General features: G+C 44.0%; 18 protein-coding genes and 2 tRNA genes. 5 read left to right on the top strand and 15 right to left on the bottom strand.

All coding sequences use genetic code 11. The features are described 5' to 3' along the window. Positions 1-74: 74 nt before the first annotated feature. Both L5M51_RS05630 and L5M51_RS05625 read left to right on the top strand, forming a co-directional pair. A tRNA-Met gene (locus tag L5M51_RS05630) sits at positions 75-151 on the top strand. Positions 152-307: 156 nt separating this feature from the next. Next, a tRNA-Met gene (locus tag L5M51_RS05625) sits at positions 308-384 on the top strand. 203 nt (positions 385-587) lie between these two features. Here the strand turns inward: L5M51_RS05625 and L5M51_RS05620 are convergent. The 11 genes from L5M51_RS05620 to L5M51_RS05570 form a co-directional block, all read right to left on the bottom strand. After that, positions 588-1,001 (bottom strand): hypothetical protein, encoded by a 414-nt coding sequence (locus tag L5M51_RS05620; RefSeq protein WP_263171931.1) that lies wholly within the window; start codon positions 999-1,001, stop codon positions 588-590. A 233-nt stretch (positions 1,002-1,234) separates the two neighbouring features. Continuing rightward, a complete protein-coding gene (locus tag L5M51_RS05615; protein ID WP_028759632.1) occupies positions 1,235-1,726 on the bottom strand; it encodes a GNAT family N-acetyltransferase in 492 nt (163 codons plus the stop codon). A gap of 438 nt (positions 1,727-2,164) precedes the next feature. Then, positions 2,165-2,764: a recombination mediator RecR gene (gene recR / locus L5M51_RS05610; RefSeq protein ID WP_028759631.1), complete on the bottom strand. Its 600-nt coding sequence runs from the start codon at positions 2,762-2,764 to the stop codon at positions 2,165-2,167. Between the two features lie 12 nt (positions 2,765-2,776). After that, positions 2,777-3,106, bottom strand: coding sequence for a YbaB/EbfC family nucleoid-associated protein (locus L5M51_RS05605; RefSeq protein ID WP_028759630.1), 330 nt, complete (start codon positions 3,104-3,106; stop codon positions 2,777-2,779). A gap of 223 nt (positions 3,107-3,329) precedes the next feature. Next, the gene (gene dnaX / locus L5M51_RS05600; protein WP_263162999.1) at positions 3,330-6,644 is read right to left on the bottom strand and encodes a DNA polymerase III subunit gamma/tau; all 3,315 of its coding nucleotides are present in this window, start codon (positions 6,642-6,644) and stop codon (positions 3,330-3,332) included. 37 nt (positions 6,645-6,681) lie between these two features. Further along, a complete protein-coding gene (apt, locus tag L5M51_RS05595) occupies positions 6,682-7,233 on the bottom strand; it encodes an adenine phosphoribosyltransferase (RefSeq protein ID WP_263148526.1) in 552 nt (183 codons plus the stop codon). A 268-nt stretch (positions 7,234-7,501) separates the two neighbouring features. Continuing rightward, positions 7,502-7,870, bottom strand: coding sequence for a YbaN family protein (locus L5M51_RS05590; RefSeq protein ID WP_263171930.1), 369 nt, complete (start codon positions 7,868-7,870; stop codon positions 7,502-7,504). A gap of 81 nt (positions 7,871-7,951) precedes the next feature. Then, positions 7,952-8,074: a hypothetical protein gene (locus L5M51_RS05585; protein ID WP_006082086.1), complete on the bottom strand. Its 123-nt coding sequence runs from the start codon at positions 8,072-8,074 to the stop codon at positions 7,952-7,954. Between the two features lie 150 nt (positions 8,075-8,224). Further along, entirely contained in the window at positions 8,225-8,971 is a 747-nt protein-coding gene (locus tag L5M51_RS05580) for a DUF2063 domain-containing protein (protein ID WP_263171928.1), read from the bottom strand. Further along, positions 8,971-9,840: a DUF692 domain-containing protein gene (locus tag L5M51_RS05575; RefSeq protein WP_173244261.1), complete on the bottom strand. Its 870-nt coding sequence runs from the start codon at positions 9,838-9,840 to the stop codon at positions 8,971-8,973. The genes L5M51_RS05580 and L5M51_RS05575 overlap by 1 nt, the downstream gene beginning before the upstream one ends. A 116-nt stretch (positions 9,841-9,956) precedes the next feature. After that, the gene (locus L5M51_RS05570) at positions 9,957-10,385 is read right to left on the bottom strand and encodes a hypothetical protein (protein ID WP_028759624.1); all 429 of its coding nucleotides are present in this window, start codon (positions 10,383-10,385) and stop codon (positions 9,957-9,959) included. A gap of 267 nt (positions 10,386-10,652) precedes the next feature. Here L5M51_RS05570 and L5M51_RS05565 point away from each other — a divergent pair, with 267 nt between their 5' ends. Then, positions 10,653-11,603 carry a tRNA-dihydrouridine synthase gene (locus L5M51_RS05565; RefSeq protein ID WP_105253104.1) on the top strand — a complete coding sequence of 317 codons (951 nt, stop codon included), beginning with the start codon at positions 10,653-10,655 and terminating at the stop codon, positions 11,601-11,603. Between the two features lie 187 nt (positions 11,604-11,790). Next, positions 11,791-12,150, top strand: a complete 360-nt coding sequence (locus tag L5M51_RS05560; protein WP_105252207.1) for a TraR/DksA C4-type zinc finger protein — start codon at positions 11,791-11,793, stop codon at positions 12,148-12,150. An 89-nt stretch (positions 12,151-12,239) separates the two neighbouring features. On the opposite strand, the gene L5M51_RS05555 is transcribed toward L5M51_RS05560, so the two are convergent. The 4 genes from L5M51_RS05555 to L5M51_RS05540 all read right to left on the bottom strand — a co-directional run bounded on the left by L5M51_RS05555 (position 12,240) and on the right by L5M51_RS05540 (position 18,394). Continuing rightward, a complete protein-coding gene (locus tag L5M51_RS05555) occupies positions 12,240-14,900 on the bottom strand; it encodes a TonB-dependent receptor (RefSeq protein WP_263171927.1) in 2,661 nt (886 codons plus the stop codon). Between the two features lie 420 nt (positions 14,901-15,320). Next, positions 15,321-17,039 (bottom strand): bifunctional UDP-sugar hydrolase/5'-nucleotidase UshA, encoded by a 1,719-nt coding sequence (gene ushA, locus L5M51_RS05550; RefSeq protein WP_105252205.1) that lies wholly within the window; start codon positions 17,037-17,039, stop codon positions 15,321-15,323. Between the two features lie 363 nt (positions 17,040-17,402). Next, positions 17,403-18,074, bottom strand: a complete 672-nt coding sequence (locus L5M51_RS05545) for an alpha/beta hydrolase (RefSeq protein ID WP_113940901.1) — start codon at positions 18,072-18,074, stop codon at positions 17,403-17,405. A gap of 92 nt (positions 18,075-18,166) precedes the next feature. Continuing rightward, positions 18,167-18,394 (bottom strand): DUF3389 family protein, encoded by a 228-nt coding sequence (locus L5M51_RS05540; protein WP_106651841.1) that lies wholly within the window; start codon positions 18,392-18,394, stop codon positions 18,167-18,169. A gap of 268 nt (positions 18,395-18,662) precedes the next feature. Here L5M51_RS05540 and L5M51_RS05535 point away from each other — a divergent pair, with 268 nt between their 5' ends. Beyond that, positions 18,663-20,606 carry a M1 family metallopeptidase gene (locus L5M51_RS05535; RefSeq protein WP_263171924.1) on the top strand — a complete coding sequence of 648 codons (1,944 nt, stop codon included), beginning with the start codon at positions 18,663-18,665 and terminating at the stop codon, positions 20,604-20,606. The last annotated feature ends 131 nt before the right edge of the window (positions 20,607-20,737 follow it).

The raw sequence follows: 20,737 nt of genomic DNA, 5'->3' as shown, positions 1-20,737 counted from the left end.
AACATTAGCAATCCTGCTTCCGCAACCAATTCTTAAATGACAGAATTAAACAGTTATTAACAGCAACAATCGGACGCGGGATGGAGCAGCATGGTAGCTCGTCGGGCTCATAACCCGAAGGTCGTCGGTTCAAATCCGGCTCCCGCAACCACTTTCTATATGTGTTAATAAAGAGAAACAGCTTATTGGGCTCAATTCCTTATAAACAACAGGCGAAGGTAGTCGCTGATTTAACATTAGCAATCCGGCTACTGCAACCAATTCTTAGATGACAGAATTAAAACAGTTATTAACAGCAATAATCGGACGCGGGATGGAGCAGCATGGTAGCTCGTCGGGCTCATAACCCGAAGGTCGTCGGTTCAAATCCGGCTCCCGCAACCACTTCTCTTCATGAAAGAGAAAAATAACCAGCACAAGCTGGTTTTTTTGTATCTAAAATTCGTAATAACCCTCTGTAAAATCCTAACCAGATCACCATGGTAGCTCATCGGATTCAACGACCTATAAACAACCGATGAAAGCCATCAGTTCAAATCATCTTCAACAACAGCGTCCAAAATAAGATTTAAACTGATTAGCTGACATCAATGCATTTTTTGGATGTCAAATTTCGCCATAAAAGTGTCGGACAATATGACTCCTGCCATAGCACCAAAGGAAACGGTGAAAATCATGACGAAAGGTAGAGGTTTCAAATAAGCGGAAGTCAGAACACCTTGACCAAACCAGTGCAGTATTAGACCAAGCATCATGATGCCAAAAGCGAACTTATTCGCGGCAAAAAACATCGAGGTTTCGAATGCCCACAACTCTTTATTTTCCTTAAATTGGGCAAAACCAAAGTAGAGATAGAGCAGTAATGCCACTAAGGCGATAGCGCAGACACTGAGTGTATAAGTTAACTCCGATGCCCCGACCAACACTTGATAGCCGATACGAATGGCATAAATACCGACACCCAACCAAAGTATCAGCAGCGGCAATAAAATGAGTCCCATTTTTATCCTTAAAAGTTGAGATAAACATACACTTAGCACCTAAAGCGAGCTCTAAAAATGAGCGCTTAATGCTATTCCAAGACCTCGGTCCGTAAAGTGAGCTCTTGAAGTAAGTTCTTAAATTGAGCGCTTAGAGCAAATTCTTAAAGTTAGTACTTAGAGTGAGTATTTAAAGTTCGTTCTTAGATTAAGAGCCTTAAAAGCAACAGATAAAATACATAGAGATCAGAATGTTATTTTAACCGCGCCATATGATACACACTGACAAACTCACCATTTCTAAAAGCAAAATCCTTCGACTCACCTTCCATTACAAAGCCAAACTTTTTATATAGACCAATGGCGGCATGATTATCGGTATAAACCGTTAATTCAATTCGTTTTATATTCATCCATTTATCGGTAAGCTCAAGCATCGCGTTAATCAAGGCACTGCCTATACCGCGGCCTTGCCAACTGTCTTTTACACCCATACCAAAGGAGGCAACATGCCTACGGCGGGGTTGCTCATACACTTCAAAACCCAACTCACCGACAATTTCACCTTCAATCTCTGCGACATAACGATGAACATGATTCGATGTTGCAGCAAGACGCGCCTCCCATTTATCGGTCGATGGCAAAGGTAATTGCAAGGTGCCGGCATAGGCATTTGGACAGGCATATACTGCTTGAATGGCTGCAGCGTCACTCTTCTCTGCATGCCTAATCGTAATATTTCCCAATGAGTCCCCTCCCTGGTTTTCAAATAAAAAAGACGTGACCAATTCAACGTACACAAAGCTAAGCACACAGGTCTAAGCCCAACGAATTGACTTAGGCATGCTGTGGATCACTGTGATTAAGCAACTCAACCCGATTATTATTAAACTGACTTTACGGATGAAGCTCACATAAGACAAGTATGAAATTCAAAAACTATTGATAAACATGGCTTTTATATAGATAGATATCAATCAATATAGGAATTGAATCAACCACCGCCTATCTCCATAACCCAGCCTCAACACCTAGGTTGCAACTCTGGGCAAATAAAAACCCGCTCAAGATAGGAACTTGGCGGGTTTATAAGATTCAGGCACTAAGGTGATAATCGAGTTGAATACTTCAACCTTTAATTAATCCAATACAATCAATAGTATGGTTCTAATATAAACTGTTTATTAAAGTGGTAAACGACCATTAAAGGACAGCGCCAACGTAGTACTATCCACGTATTCCAACTCGCCACCTACGGGTACGCCATGGGCAATGCGGCTTATCATCACTTTGTGACGTCTGGCCATATCGGCAATAAAATGCGCTGTAGCCTCACCTTCTACTGTTGGATTTGTCGCTAATATCAGTTCGGTGACATCACCCGATGCCAAATGGCGCTCGAGTAACGCTAAGCCTAACTCTTCTGGCCCCACACCATCGAGGGGCGATAAATGGCCTAAAAGCACAAAGTAACGGCCAGTGAAATGTCCACCCGCCTCAATGGCTAACACATCGGCCGGCGTTTCCACCACACAGATGGTGGAAGACGTGCCGCGTTTATGGCTAGCACAAATCGGACAGAGGGTTTCTTCAGTGTAGGTTCGGCAAGACTGACAATGACCGACGTCACTCATAGCACTGGACAGCGCACTGGCTAATTTAAGCCCTGCTTTTCTGTCACGCTCGAGTAACTGAAACGCCATACGTTGTGCCGATTTAGGCCCAACCCCAGGTAAACAACGCAGGGACTGAATTAACTCATCTAACAGTGGACTAAATTTCATCGGCTATCTCAATTAAAATGGCATTTTCATGCCTGGAGGTAATTGCATACCACCAGTGACTTCGGCCATTTTAGTTTTTTGGTTTTCTTCGATTCGACGAGCAGCGTCATTACAGGCCGCAGCAATCAAATCTTCCAGCATTTCTTTGTCGTCTTCCATCAGACTTGGGTCGATTTCGACTTTACGCACTGTGTGCGCGCCTGTCATAGTCACTTTCACCAAACCAGCACCAGATTCACCCACCATTTCCATACGGGCGATTTCTTCCTGCATTTTGGCCATTTTTTCTTGCATCATCTGGGCCTGTTTCATCAAATTGCCCATACCGCCTTTTCCAAACATAGTCATTTCTCTTCTATTAGGGTTAGTCGCAAGCATTAACGCGGCTAATCTTACTTAAATAAATGGGATTGGCAATCAATGCCGTTATCTTGTTAATAAACTTATGATCTCGATGCAGAGTTTCTCAGCAGCATCACTATAAATATGCACTCGAAGCCTAAATTTAAACCACAGCGTTACAAATTAACGATGAAAATTTTACCCAAAGACTCGCCAATAATGGCTAACTCGCAGCCTCAGTTAACTCAGGTAACGCTTGTATTTGCTGACTGCGTAAATTCAACAACTCTGGCGGATATACTAGACTATCGGCATCGAGTTCGGCGCCCATACGTTGGATCAACCATTGCACATTGTCATCATGAATCAATGATTGATGCGCTTGTTGCAGCAACTCTTGGTGGAAACGCTTACGTAACTCTAAGGGCGTTTCCCGCTGTTCATCGATTCCTATGACCACTTGTACCCGTCTTGGGTTCCCGAGCGCGGTAGTTAAGGCTTGCTCAAGCTGCACTATGGCAACATCGGCCGCTAGATGCTTCTGGTTTGGTTTAAGCAGCAACGGCAAAGGATCGCTCAAGGTTTGGCAGACAGAATTAACCGCCAGTTGCCGCACTCGCCCGCCGATCTCTAAGCTCGCCATCAACTTGTACCAATGTAAATCTAATGGATGACCGCTAATAGGTTGAGTCGAACTGAGCGCGACTTGTGTCTCCTGCGTGTGTTCCACTGTATTTGACGCATTTGTCAGTGCTGTTGTGCTAGCCAAAGCAAACTCTGAGGCGGGTATTTCTTCTTGACGTACAGCCTGATTTTGAAGTATTTCCGACTTCAAACTTGATGCTGCGACCTGCCCGTCACTCAGGGATAGAGTGTCATCTTGTGCATGATTAGGTGCGTAACTCACGCCTAAAAGCTCTTGAGCATGACTGGCTTGAACATTCTTTATATCAGCAGCTTGCGCGCTCACCGGCTGAACACTGTCAGTCTTATTGCTATCGACTTGCGTCACTTCGATAGATTCAGCTTCAGGCGCTGCCTCCCAAGGCGGACGATCATCTGCAGCGGACGGTTTGACAGGCTTCTCAGAGACAATTCCAGTTGAGATGACGACTGAAGATACTGCTTGGTGCAAATCGATAGGCTCAAGATCTAAGTCGAAGTCATCATCAAAATCTATCGCTAAATCAGGGTCTAAATCAGATGCTGGATCAACAGAAAATGCCACACTTGGCTGACTCGCTTCAATTTTAGTAACCGATTTAGGTAAGGTTACACCATGTGATTTAGTGTTTGGCGTCTTAAGTTTTGAGTCCAATGACGACTTTTTTTCATCACCGTCCTTAGCACTTAAGGCGTCAAGATCCGATAACAGTGAATCCCGCGCCGCCAACACAGCTGAGAGAATATCATCATCGGCTAAGGATGCAGAAGCGGCTTGTTGTAGCGCTTGGTCTTGTATTGAATCTGATACTGAGGTCTGTGATTGAGTGAAGACTTGAGCCACAGGTGCTGACTGACGATCAGCAGAAGCTTGCATGCCTGCAGCGTTTGAAACACCTACAGAACTTTGAACATCAACAGAATTTATAGCCTCTTTCGAATCAAAGCCATGGTTAAAGTTATCATCATTATAAGCGCCAGAGGAAAAATCAGCATAAACGTCTTGATAGGAATCAAGTGGAGCTGACTCTAGGGCATAATCCTCCATCGCTGAATATGAATGCTCAGCTTCATTTCCATGAATGCGATTAGCATCATGCCCTAGCTCAAACGCGTTGTTATCGATGTTGTTATCGAAGATGTTCTCTGCAGCAAGGTCTTTATCAAAAAGAGCTTTATCTACACTGTCACCACACTCAACAACTGTTGAATTGACAGCAGTTTCAGGCTCTGCCGTATTCACTAGACTCGGTTCGGAAGCTGTTGTGACTAATTCAATTCCTTGAATATTCTGAGTATCAATACTAGCGACCGATACCTCGATACCAGCAACAGATTCTGAAGTGTGTATAAGAGACGCTTGAGCGGTTGATACTGTTTGAGTTTGTGGCTCGACCTCAGCATTCACTATCTCAACGTTTAAGCTGCCAGCGTTAAATCCCTGACTCTGCGCCTGACTTAGAATCACCGCCTGTTCGACAATTAATGCCGCATCCGCTTCGAGCTCAGCATCAAGTGCCTGCTCTGCGGTATCGGCAGGCTCAATTAATGCTGTTTTTTTTTCAGCTGTATGTGATTCAGCAGTATGTGTTTCAGCAAACTGTTGTTCATTTACATCAAGAGCTTGCGCTGCAGCAGTTGCCGCAACTGGCATTTGCCCTGCGGGTAAACTGATCTCAGCGACAGCATCAGGCTGCCAGCGCTTTACTGGCTTTTCCGGCACAAACGCCACAGCGCGTAATAGCGCCATCTCAAGACCCGATTTAGGATCCGGTGCATGGGGTAAGTCTTTGCGGCCTGTTAATAAAATCTGATAATAAAGCTGCACTTGTTCCGGCTTAAGCTGTTCGGCAAAGGCGCGAATTTGTGCGCTATACAAGGATTGCTGCGCGCAAGCGGGGGCAAATTGGGTCAAGGTAATTTGATGTAACAACTCAAGTAAACTGCGTAGCACTTCTTGGGCATCTGCGCCGTACGCGAGCACTTGGGCACAGGTATGCATTAACACACCAATATCGGCATCGGTTAAGGCTTTAAGCAAGGCAACTACATGCTGCTCATCAATACTGCCCAGCATAGTTTGCACTTGAGTGAGCATCACATTGCCGCCACCAAAGGCGATCGCTTGATCGGTCAAACTCAAGGCATCACGCATACTGCCATTGGCGGCTTTGGCAAGAAGCTTTAAGGCTTCAGCATCAAAGGGAAACTGCTCTTGGGTCAAGATATGATTGAGCTGAGTGCCAATTTCGCCTTGGGTAAGGCTTTTTAAATTGAATTGCAAACAACGGGATAACACAGTCACGGGCAGTTTCTGTGGATCGGTTGTCGCCAAAAGAAATTTAACGTGCTCGGGGGGTTCTTCTAAGGTTTTTAGCAGTGCGTTAAAACTGCTGCGCGACAGCATGTGCACTTCGTCGATGAGATAAACCTTAAAACGGCCACGGGTCGGACGATACTGCACATTGTCTAACAGCTCACGGGTATCATCGACCTTAGTGCGAGATGCGGCATCGACTTCAATCAAATCGACAAAACGACCTTGGGCGATTTCCATACAACTGCCGCAAACACCGCAGGGAGTCGCTGTCACACCTTGTTCACAGTTTAAGCCTTTGGCAAAGAGTCGCGCTAAACTGGTTTTACCGACACCGCGCGTTCCCGTAAACAGGTAAGCATGGTGTAAACGCTGCTGGCTTAACGCATTGGTCAAGGCATGCAAAACATGGCTTTGGCCAACCATTTGATCAAATGTGGCAGGGCGCCATTTTCTGGCTAACACCTGATATGACATGGAACTCCCCAGAGTATGTGATACAAAAGCGGGAGCATGCGCCCCGAGAACTTTGAAAGATAACATGCCATGATTTGACATGCCATCAAACTATCCCAAGGCGCCTTTAGCTGCAGATTTATTCGCCTTCAAACTCACAAAGTTTAACCAACTCAAGCCCTAATGCGGTTAAACGGGCTTCACCGCCTAAATCAGGTAATGAGATCACAAAGGCCGCATGTTTAACTTCACCGCCGAGTTGGCGAATGAGTTTAACGGTTGCTTCGATAGTACCGCCAGTGGCGAGTAAATCGTCAACAACGAGCACTTTGTCATTTGGATTAATCGCATCAGTATGAATTTCTAGGCTATCGTGACCGTATTCCAGTTCATAGCTTTGGCTGATAGTCGCACGCGGTAATTTACCCGGTTTACGCACAGGTACAAAACCGATACCCAATTCCAAAGCCAACGGTGCACCAAATAAGAAACCACGGGCTTCAGTGCCCACAATTTTGGTAAAGCCTTGACCACGATAATGTTCAACTAACAAGTCGATGGTCGCTTTATAGGCTGCTGCATTCTCAAGCAAACTGGTGACATCTCGAAATAAAATCCCTTCCTTAGGATAATTAGGAATCGTTTTAATGCTTTGCTTTATCAAGGATAAGGTTTCTGTATTCATAGCCATCATATTTGCTTAATAAGTTACTTAATCAATTCACCAACCTAGCGGTGGCGGTATAAAACAAAACGTCCACACTGGGTGGACGCATTGTCGAAAGTCGGACAAAGCTTATGCCGCTTTAGTTTTAGTTGCAACAATCACAATGCAGAAGTGATGGAAAGGTTATCAATTTGTGCCTTAGATCAAACCCTGTTGGCTCTCAGTTAAATCGCCTCAACAAGAACACGACTAAACTTTCAGTCACAGCACTTGAGCCCATTCAATCACTCAATCATCCCTCTATTTCAGGTATACCTTTAAGATACCAAAGTAGGATCAACGCCATGACAAACAGCAGACCTTTTACCCAAAGGATAGGGACCACAATAATACTGACACTAAAACTGAGTGCGCTAACTATCATGGCTTTGCGTTTCAATCCCGTACGCATTGCTCGCTGCTCTTGCCACTGGGTTAAGGCATCGGCAAACCAGGGATGTGTCATCAACCAATGGTGTAAACGTTCACTCGAGCGGGCAAAGCAGAAGGCAGTAAGCAAGATAAAAGGCACGGTCGGTAATATCGGTAGCACGATACCGACTAAACCTAAGACTAAAGCGGTTAAGCCTAACAGTAAAAATAATCCACGCTTTAATACCATAGGTTTAAATGCCCTTTATCGGAAAAACAAAAGCCACTCGAAGAGTGGCCAATAGGCTACGCGCTAGAGATTAACGCTCGCTTAAATTAAACCTAAATGCTTTAACCAAGACAGACTTGCTGGCAGAGTCGGCAACAGTAAAACTAAAATAAAACCAATAAAATACAAAAAATTAAATGGGTCTTTAAACGGCTGACTACTCATTACAGCTCCTCTAGTATGTGCAAGTATAAGTGCGCAGGAATCGTACAGTGATTGAGATCACAAAACGGCCGACATTGTAGCGGTTTGTCAAATTAATAAAAACCCTCTAAATGTAGGGTTATTGCATTTATTTCGGCAATAAACCCAACCTTAAGACTGACGTCCGCGCACTATCCCTTTGGCCGCTAATTGCTCGAGTAACTGCATACAACCTTGCTCAATAATCTCTGGCACCATTTGAGGGTAAGTGATTGTTAACCAATCAACTATCTCTTTAAAACCCGCTTGGCCTTGAGCTTGAAGAAATGCCAGCACCTGCGCGCTTAAGGGATTTAACTGTAAGAAGCACACTTCACAATCGGCATCTTGATAGAGACAAAAAAACACTGGCGTATCGAGTCGTTGCTGCGGCCGATAATCCTGACGAATGTGCTGCACCTCAAAATGATACTGCGCCACCCTCGCCGTCTGCGACAAACATAAAGCCTGCGTCGACATTTGCGCTAGGCTAAGTTGAGATTCATCCCCACTCGCCTGTGCGACCGCAACGGCCAACTCCAGCCATTCATAGTGCGCTAATTCGAGCATAAAAACAGGATCATTTGCCGTGGGCTGATATTCCTGCTGTAAAAAATCTAAAAACTCACCCGCGATATCGATAAAGATGGGCGATTGGCAATCATGTTGACTGAAAAAACGCTGCACCAAAGTCAGCCAATCCTCCTCAGAATACAAACTTTTCAGCACGGGGAAGCCGTTCGACACAAATCCCAGCACATTATTAAAAAATAACTCGCGGTAAACCTGCATACGCCGGAAATCAGTATCCACGGGCAATGGCGAAGATGGATCGCGGATATAATCGATAAAGGATTGCTGCACTTGCTTAAAATCCATTAGGCGATCCTCTTTACGGCATGAGCACTATTTTGGGCATGGGAGCTGGACGCCGCCATTTGATAACCGTGAATTTGATTTATCTCGAGCAACAATTCAGCGGTTGTCGGCAAATTAAAGTCACGCTCAAGCAAAGTCGGTTTTACCCCATGCAAAGCATAACAGCGCTGTAATAATGTCCAGACGGGATCGTTAATGGCGGCGCCATGGGTATCAATGAGCAGATCTTCAGCTTGTTTGTAGTGCCCAGCAATATGCAAATAGGCGATGCGCTCCGTCGGCATGGCCTGTAAAAAGGCATCGGCATCGTATTGATGGTTTATCGAGTTCACATAGATGTTGTTCACATCCAGTAGCAGTTTACAATCGGCTTCTTGCAGCACGGCATTAACGAATTCAAGTTCTGTCATTTGCGCACCTGGAGCGGCATAAAAAGACACATTTTCTAAAATAAGCGGCCGCTCTAGAATATCTTCTACTTGCTTGACCCGCGCCGCCACATGCTTCACCGCAGCGTCGGTAAAAGGGATAGGCATTAAATCATATAAGTGACCTTGCCCTGAGCAATAACTTAAATGTTCGGAATAGACTTGGATTTGATGTAAATCCATAAAGGTTTTGATATTTTTTACAAACGCGAGATCTAAAGGTTCAGGGCTACCAATGGATAAACTCAAACCGTGGCAGTAGAAAGTATGTTGCTCAGTCAACTCACGAAATTGGCGGCCAAATTTACCACCTAAGGTCATCCAATTCTCAGGTGCCACTTCAAAAAAATTAATAGCATCAGGCACCTGTAAACAAAATTCACTGAGCATTTCTCGTCTTAATCCCAGCCCTACCTGTGTCGTATTTTTTTGATCATTCATAGAACCTCACGAATGCTAACCTGTAATCGCTTAAGAATAAAACACAAGAGACCAGCGCTGGCTGGCCTCTTTAGGCTCAATTATCCCAATAACTGCAGGGATAAAACAAACCCGCTTTACTTCACTTCTTTTTTAACGGCTTCGACTTTAGCATCCACTTTTTCGGCGGTTTTCTTCATATCAGCGCCACATTTTGCTTCACCACACTTACCTTCATGGGCCTTATCAGCGGCTTTCTTCATGTCAGCACCGCATTTCGCTTCGCCACATTTCCCCTCATGAGCTTTATCTGCAGCCGCTTTTTTCATCTCAGCACCGCATTTAGCCTCACCACACTTACCTTCTTTGGCTTTTTCAGCGGCGGCTTTCTTCATGTCTGCGCCGCATTTGGCTTCACCACATTTGCCTTCTGAACCGACAATTTGATAGCCCGCATCCATAGCTTCAAAACCAAATGGGTTAGTTTGTGCATTGACAGCAAAAGCTGAACTCATCACAACTGAACCTAACGCTACTGCAACTGCTGTTTTTTTAACTGAATTCATAAATAATCCCTTCTTGTTTATTGAGTAATAATGACCAACAACAGTTTAAGTAGCTGGCTTACAACAAAAGACCTGCCTTATTTCGATTCTATTGCAAAAAATATCACTAAGTCACAGAAATGGTAAAAATATCCTGCTAGGACAATCAGTTTAGCTTGGATTTTATTTATTGGCGTACCTATTCATCCTCCTTCACAAGGCCACTTTGTAACTTAGGGCTGATAAGGTAGAATGCTCGCCCTTTGCAACAGATATGGGTTTACTGCAGTGCGTGTGATTTTGGCTCCAATGGAAGGCGTAGTAGACGCTTTGATGCGTGACATCCTATCGACCATCAATCCCTACGATTTGCTCGTCACCGAATTTGTGCGAGTGGTAGACCAACTGCTGCCTGAAAAGGTCTTTCTCAAACTGTGTCCTGAACTGCTCAACAACGGCAACACCCCTTCAGGTACGCCAGTACGAGTACAATTGCTTGGTCAAGAACCCCAATGTATGGGCGAAAATGCCCTGCGTGCCATTGAGCTAGGCTCACACGGTGTTGATGCAAACTTTGGCTGTCCAGCAAAAATTGTTAACCGCAGTAAAGGTGGCGCCGTATTATTGCAATATCCTGAGAGTGTGCACGATATTGTCAAAGCCATGCGTCAAGCAGTACCAAAAGAGCATGCCGTAACGGCCAAAATACGTTTGGGCTACGAAGATAAGTCACTGTTTATGGAAAACGCCATTGCTGTGTATGAAGCCGGTGCAACTGAACTTGCCATCCATGCGCGCAGTAAAGTCGACGGTTACAGACCGCCAGCCTACTGGGAATACATCACCGAAGTGCGCAAACGTTTGCCGATCCCAGTGATCGCCAACGGTGAAATTTGGAACAGTGACGATGCTAAGCGTTGTATCGAGGTCACGGGCTGCGACAGTATCATGATCGGCCGCGGGGCAATTTCATTGCCGAACTTGGCTGATACTATCAAGACAGGAGCTACTCCTTATACTTGGGCGCAAACCTTAGGGCTCATGCTCAGTTATACCCAAAGGGAACTCAATGGCCGTAAGAGTGACTATTATCCAGCCCGGATCAAACAGTGGTTCACCTATCTCAACCGTCAATATCCCGAAGCCGATACCTTGTTTAGGGAACTGCGAGTCTTTAAAACAACGGAAGAAATAGTCCGCGTATTAGAAACGGCGCAACGGAACTTATGCGACGAATAATCGCGACGATATTTATGATAAAAGGGCTTTTGCCGTAGCACATATAATGCGATAAGAATGAAGTACTTTTTCGATTTTTAACGGCTAAAAAACCGAAAATGTGGCAGATACTTGATCTTTATCATAGTCGTTGATAGTGGAACTATTAGACTGGACGCCTAGAGTCAAATGAAATAGGCGATTTTACGTGAGCACCACCCATATCAGACATGAATTGTCAGAGCTTGAAGCTAATCTAAGGAAAGAAATAGGCGCGCTCCCTCTGTTCCTCGAAGCCATAGGGGAGCATTACGCTAGCCTGAGTCTGGCAGAATTAATTGATAAATTGGCTCAGACACCACTGGCTGAACACCCACTATTTTGCCGATTAAATAAACTTGATGCCGCCTTTTGCCAGCTCGACTTAGGTCTCTACGGTCTTTGCTCGGATTGTGAGGCAGAAATTGAAACTGAACGCTTAAGCCAAGATCCCACCGAACAACGCTGCACCTCCTGCGCCGAGCATTATCAGCATGAACACCGCCATGAACTGCGTCTCACACATTGATAGCGCTCATTCGACATCCAGTAAACTGCCTTATAAGCAAAAAAACCTCCGCAAGCGGAGGTTTGAGTTATCCAGGGAGGGCGGACAACCTAAAACTTCTGGTTTATCCTCAGGTAATACGTTCTACCTAACACATCATATAAACCCACATTCACATCGCGATAATCGGCGTAGGTGTAATAGTTTGGTGTTTCAGCATCAAACACATTATTCACCCCTACTGTGATAGAGCCGTTATAAGCATGGGTATAACCAAACTGAATGTTATGTTTAAAGTAATTATCGTAATCAACATAACGGTCGGTTTCTTCTAGCTCGTTGAAATAACTTGCTGATTGACTACCGATATAAACAACTGTCCATGCGGCAGAGAAATCATCGTATTTCCAACTGGTCGCAAAGTTACCGCGCCAATCGGGCGAGTCTGTCGTTCCTGCGTAGTCGATCATGTCTGCTTCAGCGTTATCCTGCTTTTTAAAATCAAGCACATGAGTTAAATCCAGTTTGAAATTGAAATCCCCAAAGCCTGTTTCTAAGTTATAAGCCGTAACAAAATCGATACCTGAGGTCTCAACTGTAGCTAAGTTACGAACTCCCGCTTCAATATACTCAATCTTGCCATCTGGACCACGGGTCACATAGGGAGACGATCCATTCTTGATTTCATCGCGCAGGATATCATCTACATCAATCGACTCAATTTTGTTGTCGTAGGTGATTGAGTAATAAGATAACTCCAAGTTCCATGCGTCAGTGACATTCCAAACGCCGCCAAAGGTTAACGAGTTGCCCTCTTCTGCCTCTAGATCAGGATTCCCTCCATACCAGGTTTTGTGTTGATTATTAGTCGCGCAATATATGGCATCCACGTTACCAGGTTCATTACACCATAAAGAATCAACACCCTTCTCAAAACTCAAGGATTGAGACGAGAACATTTCGCTCATATTCGGCGCACGGAATGAGTCACCATAGCTAGCACGCAGTAATAACGTGTCTATAGGACGCCAGCTTAAACCAAACTTAGGCACCACGGCATCGAAGGTCGATGAATTAACGACTTCCCCCTGAGGCCCTGTGAGAGTTCCTTCCTGCTCATAGCGCTCATAACGTACTGCGGCAGAAAACTCAACATTCGCAGGTAAGCCTACTTGGAGTTCCAAATAAGCGGCGCTACGGTCACGTGTGGCATCCACATCATCACCCCCCGAACCGCCGGAGATAATACCCGCGGCCGATTCTGGATCACTGGTTTGCTTAAACTTGATCATTTCATATTCAAGACCACCGACCATAGCGACCGAAAGATCACCGTCATCGAGCAGTAAGGTCGAAGCAAGACCATCCAATTGAGTACTTTCAAATTTGCCCTGATAAACCCCAGTATGCGCAGCTTTACGATACAGATCTGTCATCTGTTGATCCCACTGCTCATAACTCATTCCAGAGGTATTGAAAATATCATATTGCTCTGAATCAATTTCTTGCTGAATAATATCGTCGTTCAGTAAATTATAATTAAAACTGTTTGTTGTTGATGTTGCGTGCTGGGCATTTAATTCCCAGTCGATACCATTCCCTGAATCTATTGTACCAACAAAGCCACCTAGAATATCAAAGTTGTTGGTTTCAGTTAATGTATCTCGCTCGCCAAGTTGCGCGCCTCGCATAGAAATAACTAATTCTTCGCCAATTGGATTATACTTATTATCGGCACTCATCACAGGGGTATTCGTTGATACTGGCGTACCCGCATAACGGGTTTCAGTTTCTGCTAATGAAGCAGAAGCACGACCTCGGAATTTTATATTCTCTGAAATTTCATAGGAGAAATTAGATAACAGCGAATTACGAGTTTGATCGCCAAATAACTTAGTGACATTACCATGATTATATAAACAACGACCATCACCTGAGTCTATGGTATTTTCCGTTTTTTCACATATATCTGAATTACTATACCAGCTACCATTGCCTGGTCCATATTTACCGTTTGGTACTGAGCTATATCCACTATATGCGTTATAACTTGAATCGTCCATTCGCCAAATATCACGATCCATTACAGCTTTAGTATCATAATATTCATAGGTTAGCGTGATATTGCCTTTATCAGTATTAAAGCCCGTTGCAAGTGATAAACGGTTGGCATCGCCTCCTTCAACACTTGGCTGCTCAGTGCTGTAATCAAACTGAAACCCTTCAAACTCCTTCTTAGTGATAATGTTTATCACGCCCGCAACCGCATCGGAACCATATACTGCCGAGGCGCCATCGCGCAGGATTTCAATACGCTCCACGATAGCCATAGGGATAGAAGATGTATCGGCCACAGAGCCAGAGCTCGAACTAGTGCCCGGCATACGGCGTCCATCTAATAACACTAATGTCGCAGACGATCCTAAACCACGTAAATTGACATCACTGGTTGAGCTTGCTCCTGATCCATAGCCAGAAATACCACGCCAAGAACCAAAGCTGTTTATCGCAGAGTTATTCAATACGTCAGCAACGGTTTTTTCACCCGTCATGGCAATATCCGCAGCATTAATGACAGTCACGGGTGAAACAGTTTCCATATCAACTTGTTTAATACGAGAACCCGTCACTTCAATGCGTTCAACTTTCGCATTTTCTTCTGCTGCATTTACCGCTGCAGAAAAGCCTATTCCAGAAAAAACCACACTGCTTGTCGCCACTGTAATTAAACTAGTACGAACGGCTTTGGCCGTTAAACTTAAATAGCGCATTAATCTCTCCTTGAGGTAAATAAAACCCTATGTTTGTTATTTTTATATTTGGCAAGCGAACTCTATTTCGCTGCAGGGATAATGTTAATACGCAACATCTAAGTCAACCATTAAAAACAATTAATCTCAAATCAAAACAAATTGACACAAAATAAATCAACTTGAATATAAGATATCCGGATATACATCATGGGGTTAAGCAATACAGACCTGTTGAATATATTAAATATTTAATTTGATACAATAAATCTTAATTGTTAACTAAAAGAATACCGAGAAACTCACGCCACAAATGAATCAAAGTGTATCGAAAATAAAGCGCTGAATATTAATTTACACTTAGTTCAATATTAATTAACCATAAAAATGCCACTCATTTGAGTGGCATTAATATTGAAACACTGAGTAATGATTGATTACTTAAAGTTGGCAACCTTCAACACTTTTTGAGTTCTCATAAACAATATCGCCTACAGGATTGTAGTCAGCAGCTTTAATCACTTGTTTCTCTTTCAAGAAAGAATAGAGTAAATCAGCATCAACAAAACCCGTTTGAATTGGGCTGGTTAGTTTAGGATAACCGTCACCACCCGCAGCATTAAAGCTAGGTACAGTGAACTTATAAGTGGCTGTTGGGCTAAAATCCTTGCCACCAATGTCGCTGATGTTGGCTGTTTTAGCCACACAGTCAATGGTCATTTTCACACCAGTGATTTGTGCATAACCACCAGAACCAACTTGAAGACTGCCGACTGCGCCTAAATAAGCCGCAACTTCAGTACCCGTCATTTCGTTAAGGGTAACCATATTACCAAATGGCTGAACAGTCAGCACGTCACGGTAACTAATGTTGCCTGGTTGGATAGATGCACGTACACCGCCTGAGTTCATTACACCAAAATCAGCAGTCACTTTAGCACTTTGTGCCATCGCTAACATACGGCCTAAGTTAGTTTGCTTATTACGCACGTTTGCACGCTCACCATCTAACAGGGCATCCGTTGTCGCAATGACTTCGTCTAACTTAGCTTGACCTTTCTCTTGATAGTAAGAAAGCAGCTCTTTTAACTCTGAATCCGGTTCAATTTTAGTGCCAGCTAAGTCAGCAGTTTTCTTACCAGCATCATCCAGTTTGCGCATATTCACAGGGACAAGCTTGTAGCTCGCTAGATGGAGTTCACCGTTAAAGTATTCAAAATCTGCACGGCCAACATATTTACCCCATTCATGGGCTTGCATGATCCAAGTGCCATTTTGTTTATCAGGTGCACATGCATCACCAGGCTTAAAGGCTGCATAAGCTTTGTTGTCAGTTCCCGGTTCCATACACACTGGATTCTGTGAATGACCACCGATAACAACTTGTAAATCCCCTTCTTTCAATGCGCGAGCCATAGCTACATCGCCAGGGGCATTACTACCATTTTTACCATCCGCGTAATGACCCATGTGCGTGGTAGCGAAAATGATATCTGCCGCTTTGGCATCTTTAATTTCTTTAATCACTTTAGCAACTTCCACCTTGGGATCGGTGAATGTTAGATCGCTAATGTATTCTGGGTTACCAATCTTAGCAGTGTCTTCTGTCGTTAAACCAATAACAGCAACTTTAAGACCATTAACGTCAAATACTTTATAGGCATCAAAGTAACGCTCACCAAGAGTACCATCGGCATTTTTACGGTAAATGTTCGCCGCTAACATAGGGAATTCAGCAAGGCGACGCTGCATATCAAGTACTGATAACGGATTGTCAAACTCATGATTACCAACAGCCATGGCGTCATAACCGATTTTATTCATGCCCGTAAAGTCTGGTATGGCATCTTGAAGATCAGATTCTGGTACACCCGTATTAATATCACCACCAGATAATAATAAGGTTTGACTGCCATTCTTACTCACTTCTGCACGAATTTGATCAACTAGAGTTTTCTGAGCGGCTAAACCGTATTCACCATCACTGTTTTCCCAGAAACGGCCATGGTTGTCATTGGTATGTAAAACGGTAAACGTTTTACAAGCACTTCCCGCTTCAGCACACGTTGTTGGAACTTTATCGTCATCACTATTATTACAACCCGCAAGTGCAGCGAGAACAGCAGTTGCAACTAATCCTTTAATAAGCATATGTCTCATTACATCAACCCCTTGATTTTAATTATTTTATCATAGAAAGATTGCCGTGAACTCCATCAAGTTCAGCGCCACGGATAATAGCAAATAATAAAGATAAATTGTGTCATTTTTATTAAAAACTTGACATTTATATGAAATTTGGCGGGCATTTTAAGAAGGATTTGTTTCATATAAAAAATAAGCTGAATGACTGATTTTTATATATTTACAGAATACAAAATAAAAATGGAATAAATGGATTTTAATCGTTTGTTATAAATAACTTAGGAAATATGAAAAAACATCGCGATTGTTCCTTTAAAAAAACAAGCATGGGTAAATTTCAACTTACCGCATGCTGCTTTTATCAGCAATTAGACTTATCTACATTTCAAATCGCTGTAATAACCACTTAGAAATCGCTTTCAATTGTTCAGGAATGACAGAATGAGGCATTGGATAAGTCTGCCACGTAACATGATAGCCGCCCGCCGTTAAGGCTTCTTTTGCTAACATTCCAGCGGATAATGGTACAACATCATCCTGTAGACCGTGTTGCTGTAATATGGGTGTATTGCGATTCGCCGCACTTAATTCAGCGGGTAACACATCGCCCGTCGGTAAATAGCAAGACAACGCCATAATCCCTGCAAGTGGCTCAGGGAAACGCAGTCCAGAGAATAAACTCATGACTCCACCCTGACTGAATCCCGCTAATACGATACGTTGGCTCGCAATACCCGCTGCGATTTGTTCATTAATTAATGCGGCAACCATTTTCTCCGACTCAAGCACGCCTTGCATATCGGCTCTGTCATGCAAATCCATGCTTTTAATATCGTACCAAGCGCGCATAACGTAGCCACCATTAATGGTCACGGCTTGCTCTGGTGCATGGGGAAAAATAAATCGAATAGCATGATCTACAGGTAAGCCTAATGCAGGCACTACGGGAGCAAATCCGGCCCCCGAATCCCCTAATCCATGTAACCAAATAACCACAGCCGTAGCAGGAGTCTTAGGTTCGACAACAATACGCTCAAGAGAAACTGACATACTAAAAATTCCCAATTCGATATTAAACACTCATCAACTAAAAAATGATGATAAATCTATACGTTAAACACTCATCACCACTCGGGCACAGGTTATTCAGCATCCATGCCCAGCACATCTTGAATCGCACGTAACTGAGTATTTGAGTCCAATACTAAGCTCCAACGTACACCGCCACCATCGGCGATCAGCATAGGAGGCTGACGTCTCAAGCCGATATCCTCAGCACTCGCTTGCAGTACGATACTGGCAACGTTGAGGCGCACTTGAACCTCGAACTCAGTAACGATTAACTTACCCTGCGAAAAATCTAACACCATTATGATAACCGCCCTATGTGAAAACGCCGTCATCATAGCAAACTTGTGCTCTTTTACCGATGGCATTTCCTGACCAACATTCAAGCCATTAAAGTTTGATTACATTTGAGCTAACAGTGAGATAACAAATCCAGTGAATTATCAGGTAAACTTTTGCGCTATATCTTTTGTGCTATATAGAGTGGGTTAACAGAAAACCAAGCTGAATTGATGGTCTTATCACCCCAAACTCGAACTAACATACTTCATCATTAGGCTACTATAAATAATGCTTTCACTTCGTCGAACCGTCCTTTGCAGCCCCCTAGTCTTTGCCCTGCAACTACTTCCCTCCACTTATGCCAATAGCGCTCCAAATACCTTAACCACTGAGCCTACTGCCACTGTTGTACAAGCTGATACGCAGCAGAACCAAGATGCACTGACCTACGCCAATTACACTGAAGTCAGCGTGAGTCATTTGGAACTAGCCCTTACCGTCGATTTTAAGCAAAACCGCTTATCCGGTGAAGCCACCCTCGATTTAGCTTGGCATAAGGCGGGGAAAGAACTCATCTTAGATACTCGAGATCTGACGATTAACAGCGTAAGTGCTTTAAATACAGCTGGGGAATGGCAAAGCGTGCCCTTCACGTTAGCCAAAGCGAGCGATGTAAAAGGCGCCGCGCTAACCATCAAACTTGCTGATGAAAATAGTCAAAAGGTCAAAATCAATTATCACACATCGAATAATCCGTCTGGTATTCAATGGTTAACCCCTGAGCAAACCCAAGGTAAAGAGTTGCCTTTTATGTTCAGTCAGAGTCAGGCGATTCACGCCCGCAGTTGGATCCCACTGCAAGATACGCCAGCCGTTCGCCAAACCTATAGCGCAATAATTACTGCCGATAAAGCCATCACTGTGGTCATGAGTGCCGATCGCAAAACCCTGTCGAGCACTCAGACCCAATTCACTATGCCGCAGGCTATTCCAGCTTATTTGATTGCTATTGCGGCAGGACATTTAAAGTTTGCACCCTTAGATAACATCTCGGGCATTTGGGCTGAGCCAGAGATCCTCGACAAAGCGAGCAAAGAATTTGCCGACACGCCAGAAATGATCCAAATCGCGGCTAAACGTTATGGCGATTACCCTTGGGGACGTTATGACTTACTTATCTTGCCACCAAGTTTCCCCTTTGGCGGCATGGAAAACCCGCGTTTGTCTTTTATTACACCCACAGTGATCGCGGGTGATAAAAGCTTAGTGAGCCTCATCGCCCACGAACTTGCGCACTCGTGGTCGGGTAATTTAGTGACGAATGCCACTTGGCGCGATCTCTGGCTTAATGAAGGTTTTACGACCTATGTTGAGAATCGCATCATGGAAGACCTCTATGGCCGCGACCGGGCACTGATGGAGCAAACCATCGGCTACTCTGAATTGCTTGCCGAACTTGAAGAGCTCACTCCTGCCGATTCAGTGCTACATCTCGATCTCGGTAAACGTTCGCCCGACGAAGCCTTCAGCGGTGTCCCTTATGTAAAAGGCCAGTTGTTCTTAATATTTTTAGAGCACAAATTTGGCCGTGAACGCTTCGACATTTTTGTGAAAAGCTACTTCAATCATTTTGCGTTTCAGAGTATTACTACGGCGCAGTTCCGTGAATATTTATCTTTGAATCTATTAAACAAATATCCCCATCTTGTCAGTGAAGGCGAAGTGGATACTTGGATTGAAGGTCAAGGTTTACCGTCATTTCTTGTGCCGCCCAATTCCCATGCCTTCGATGATATCGATGCCCAAAGACAAACTTGGCTCGAGGGTAAACTCAGTGCAAGCGAGTTGAAAACCAGCACTTGGACAGTCCACCAGTGGTTAAGATTCATCAATGAAATGCCAAGGATCAATCTAGATCAAACCAAACTTGCCGAGCTAGATAAGGCGTTCCATTTTACGGGCACTGGCAACAGTGAAATTGCTTTCGCATGGTATTCACTCGCCCTAGACAACGGCTATTACGCAGTACTACCCGCATTAAAACAACACTTAACCCATATTGGCCGCATGCGCTTAATCGTGCCTTTATATCAAAAGCTAGCAAGCTCAGATAAATACGACTGGGCCAAGAGTGTCTATCTCAGTGCTCGCAGCGGCTACCATCCCCAAACCCAAGCAAGCCTAGATATGATGTTTGCCGACAAACCACTCGAGCATGAACATAGCCATTAGCGAGATAAGGAGCCATTAGCACCATAAAAACAAAAAGCCCAAACCTAGGTTTGGGCTTTTGCTATTCAGTCTTAAGACTCGATTCATTCAACTCATACTGAACTTATACTCAACTCACATTGAGTCAGATA

The organism is Shewanella sp. SM73, from assembly GCF_025653795.1.
Taxonomy (GTDB): domain Bacteria; phylum Pseudomonadota; class Gammaproteobacteria; order Enterobacterales; family Shewanellaceae; genus Shewanella; species Shewanella oncorhynchi.
This window is presented reverse-complemented; position numbering and strand designations above follow the sequence as displayed.

Bases quoted from the DNA above. Each gene is read 5' to 3' on its own strand.
- L5M51_RS05620 (WP_263171931.1), bottom strand. From the start codon at position 1,001: ATGGGACTCATTTTATTGCCGCTGCTGATACTTTGGTTGGGTGTCGGT.
- recR (WP_028759631.1), bottom strand. From the start codon at position 2,764: ATGAAATTTAGTCCACTGTTAGATGAGTTAATTCAGTCCCTGCGTTGT.
- L5M51_RS05605 (WP_028759630.1), bottom strand. From the start codon at position 3,106: ATGTTTGGAAAAGGCGGTATGGGCAATTTGATGAAACAGGCCCAGATG.
- dnaX (WP_263162999.1), bottom strand. From the start codon at position 6,644: ATGTCAAATCATGGCATGTTATCTTTCAAAGTTCTCGGGGCGCATGCT.
- apt (WP_263148526.1), bottom strand. From the start codon at position 7,233: ATGGCTATGAATACAGAAACCTTATCCTTGATAAAGCAAAGCATTAAA.
- L5M51_RS05590 (WP_263171930.1), bottom strand. From the start codon at position 7,870: ATGGTATTAAAGCGTGGATTATTTTTACTGTTAGGCTTAACCGCTTTA.
- L5M51_RS05585 (WP_006082086.1), bottom strand. From the start codon at position 8,074: ATGAGTAGTCAGCCGTTTAAAGACCCATTTAATTTTTTGTATTTTATT.
- L5M51_RS05580 (WP_263171928.1), bottom strand. From the start codon at position 8,971: ATGGATTTTAAGCAAGTGCAGCAATCCTTTATCGATTATATCCGCGAT.
- L5M51_RS05575 (WP_173244261.1), bottom strand. From the start codon at position 9,840: ATGAATGATCAAAAAAATACGACACAGGTAGGGCTGGGATTAAGACGA.
- L5M51_RS05570 (WP_028759624.1), bottom strand. From the start codon at position 10,385: ATGAATTCAGTTAAAAAAACAGCAGTTGCAGTAGCGTTAGGTTCAGTT.
- L5M51_RS05555 (WP_263171927.1), bottom strand. From the start codon at position 14,900: ATGCGCTATTTAAGTTTAACGGCCAAAGCCGTTCGTACTAGTTTAATT.
- ushA (WP_105252205.1), bottom strand. From the start codon at position 17,039: ATGAGACATATGCTTATTAAAGGATTAGTTGCAACTGCTGTTCTCGCT.
- L5M51_RS05545 (WP_113940901.1), bottom strand. From the start codon at position 18,074: ATGTCAGTTTCTCTTGAGCGTATTGTTGTCGAACCTAAGACTCCTGCT.
- L5M51_RS05540 (WP_106651841.1), bottom strand. From the start codon at position 18,394: ATGGTGTTAGATTTTTCGCAGGGTAAGTTAATCGTTACTGAGTTCGAG.
- L5M51_RS05535 (WP_263171924.1), top strand. From the start codon at position 18,663: ATGCTTTCACTTCGTCGAACCGTCCTTTGCAGCCCCCTAGTCTTTGCC.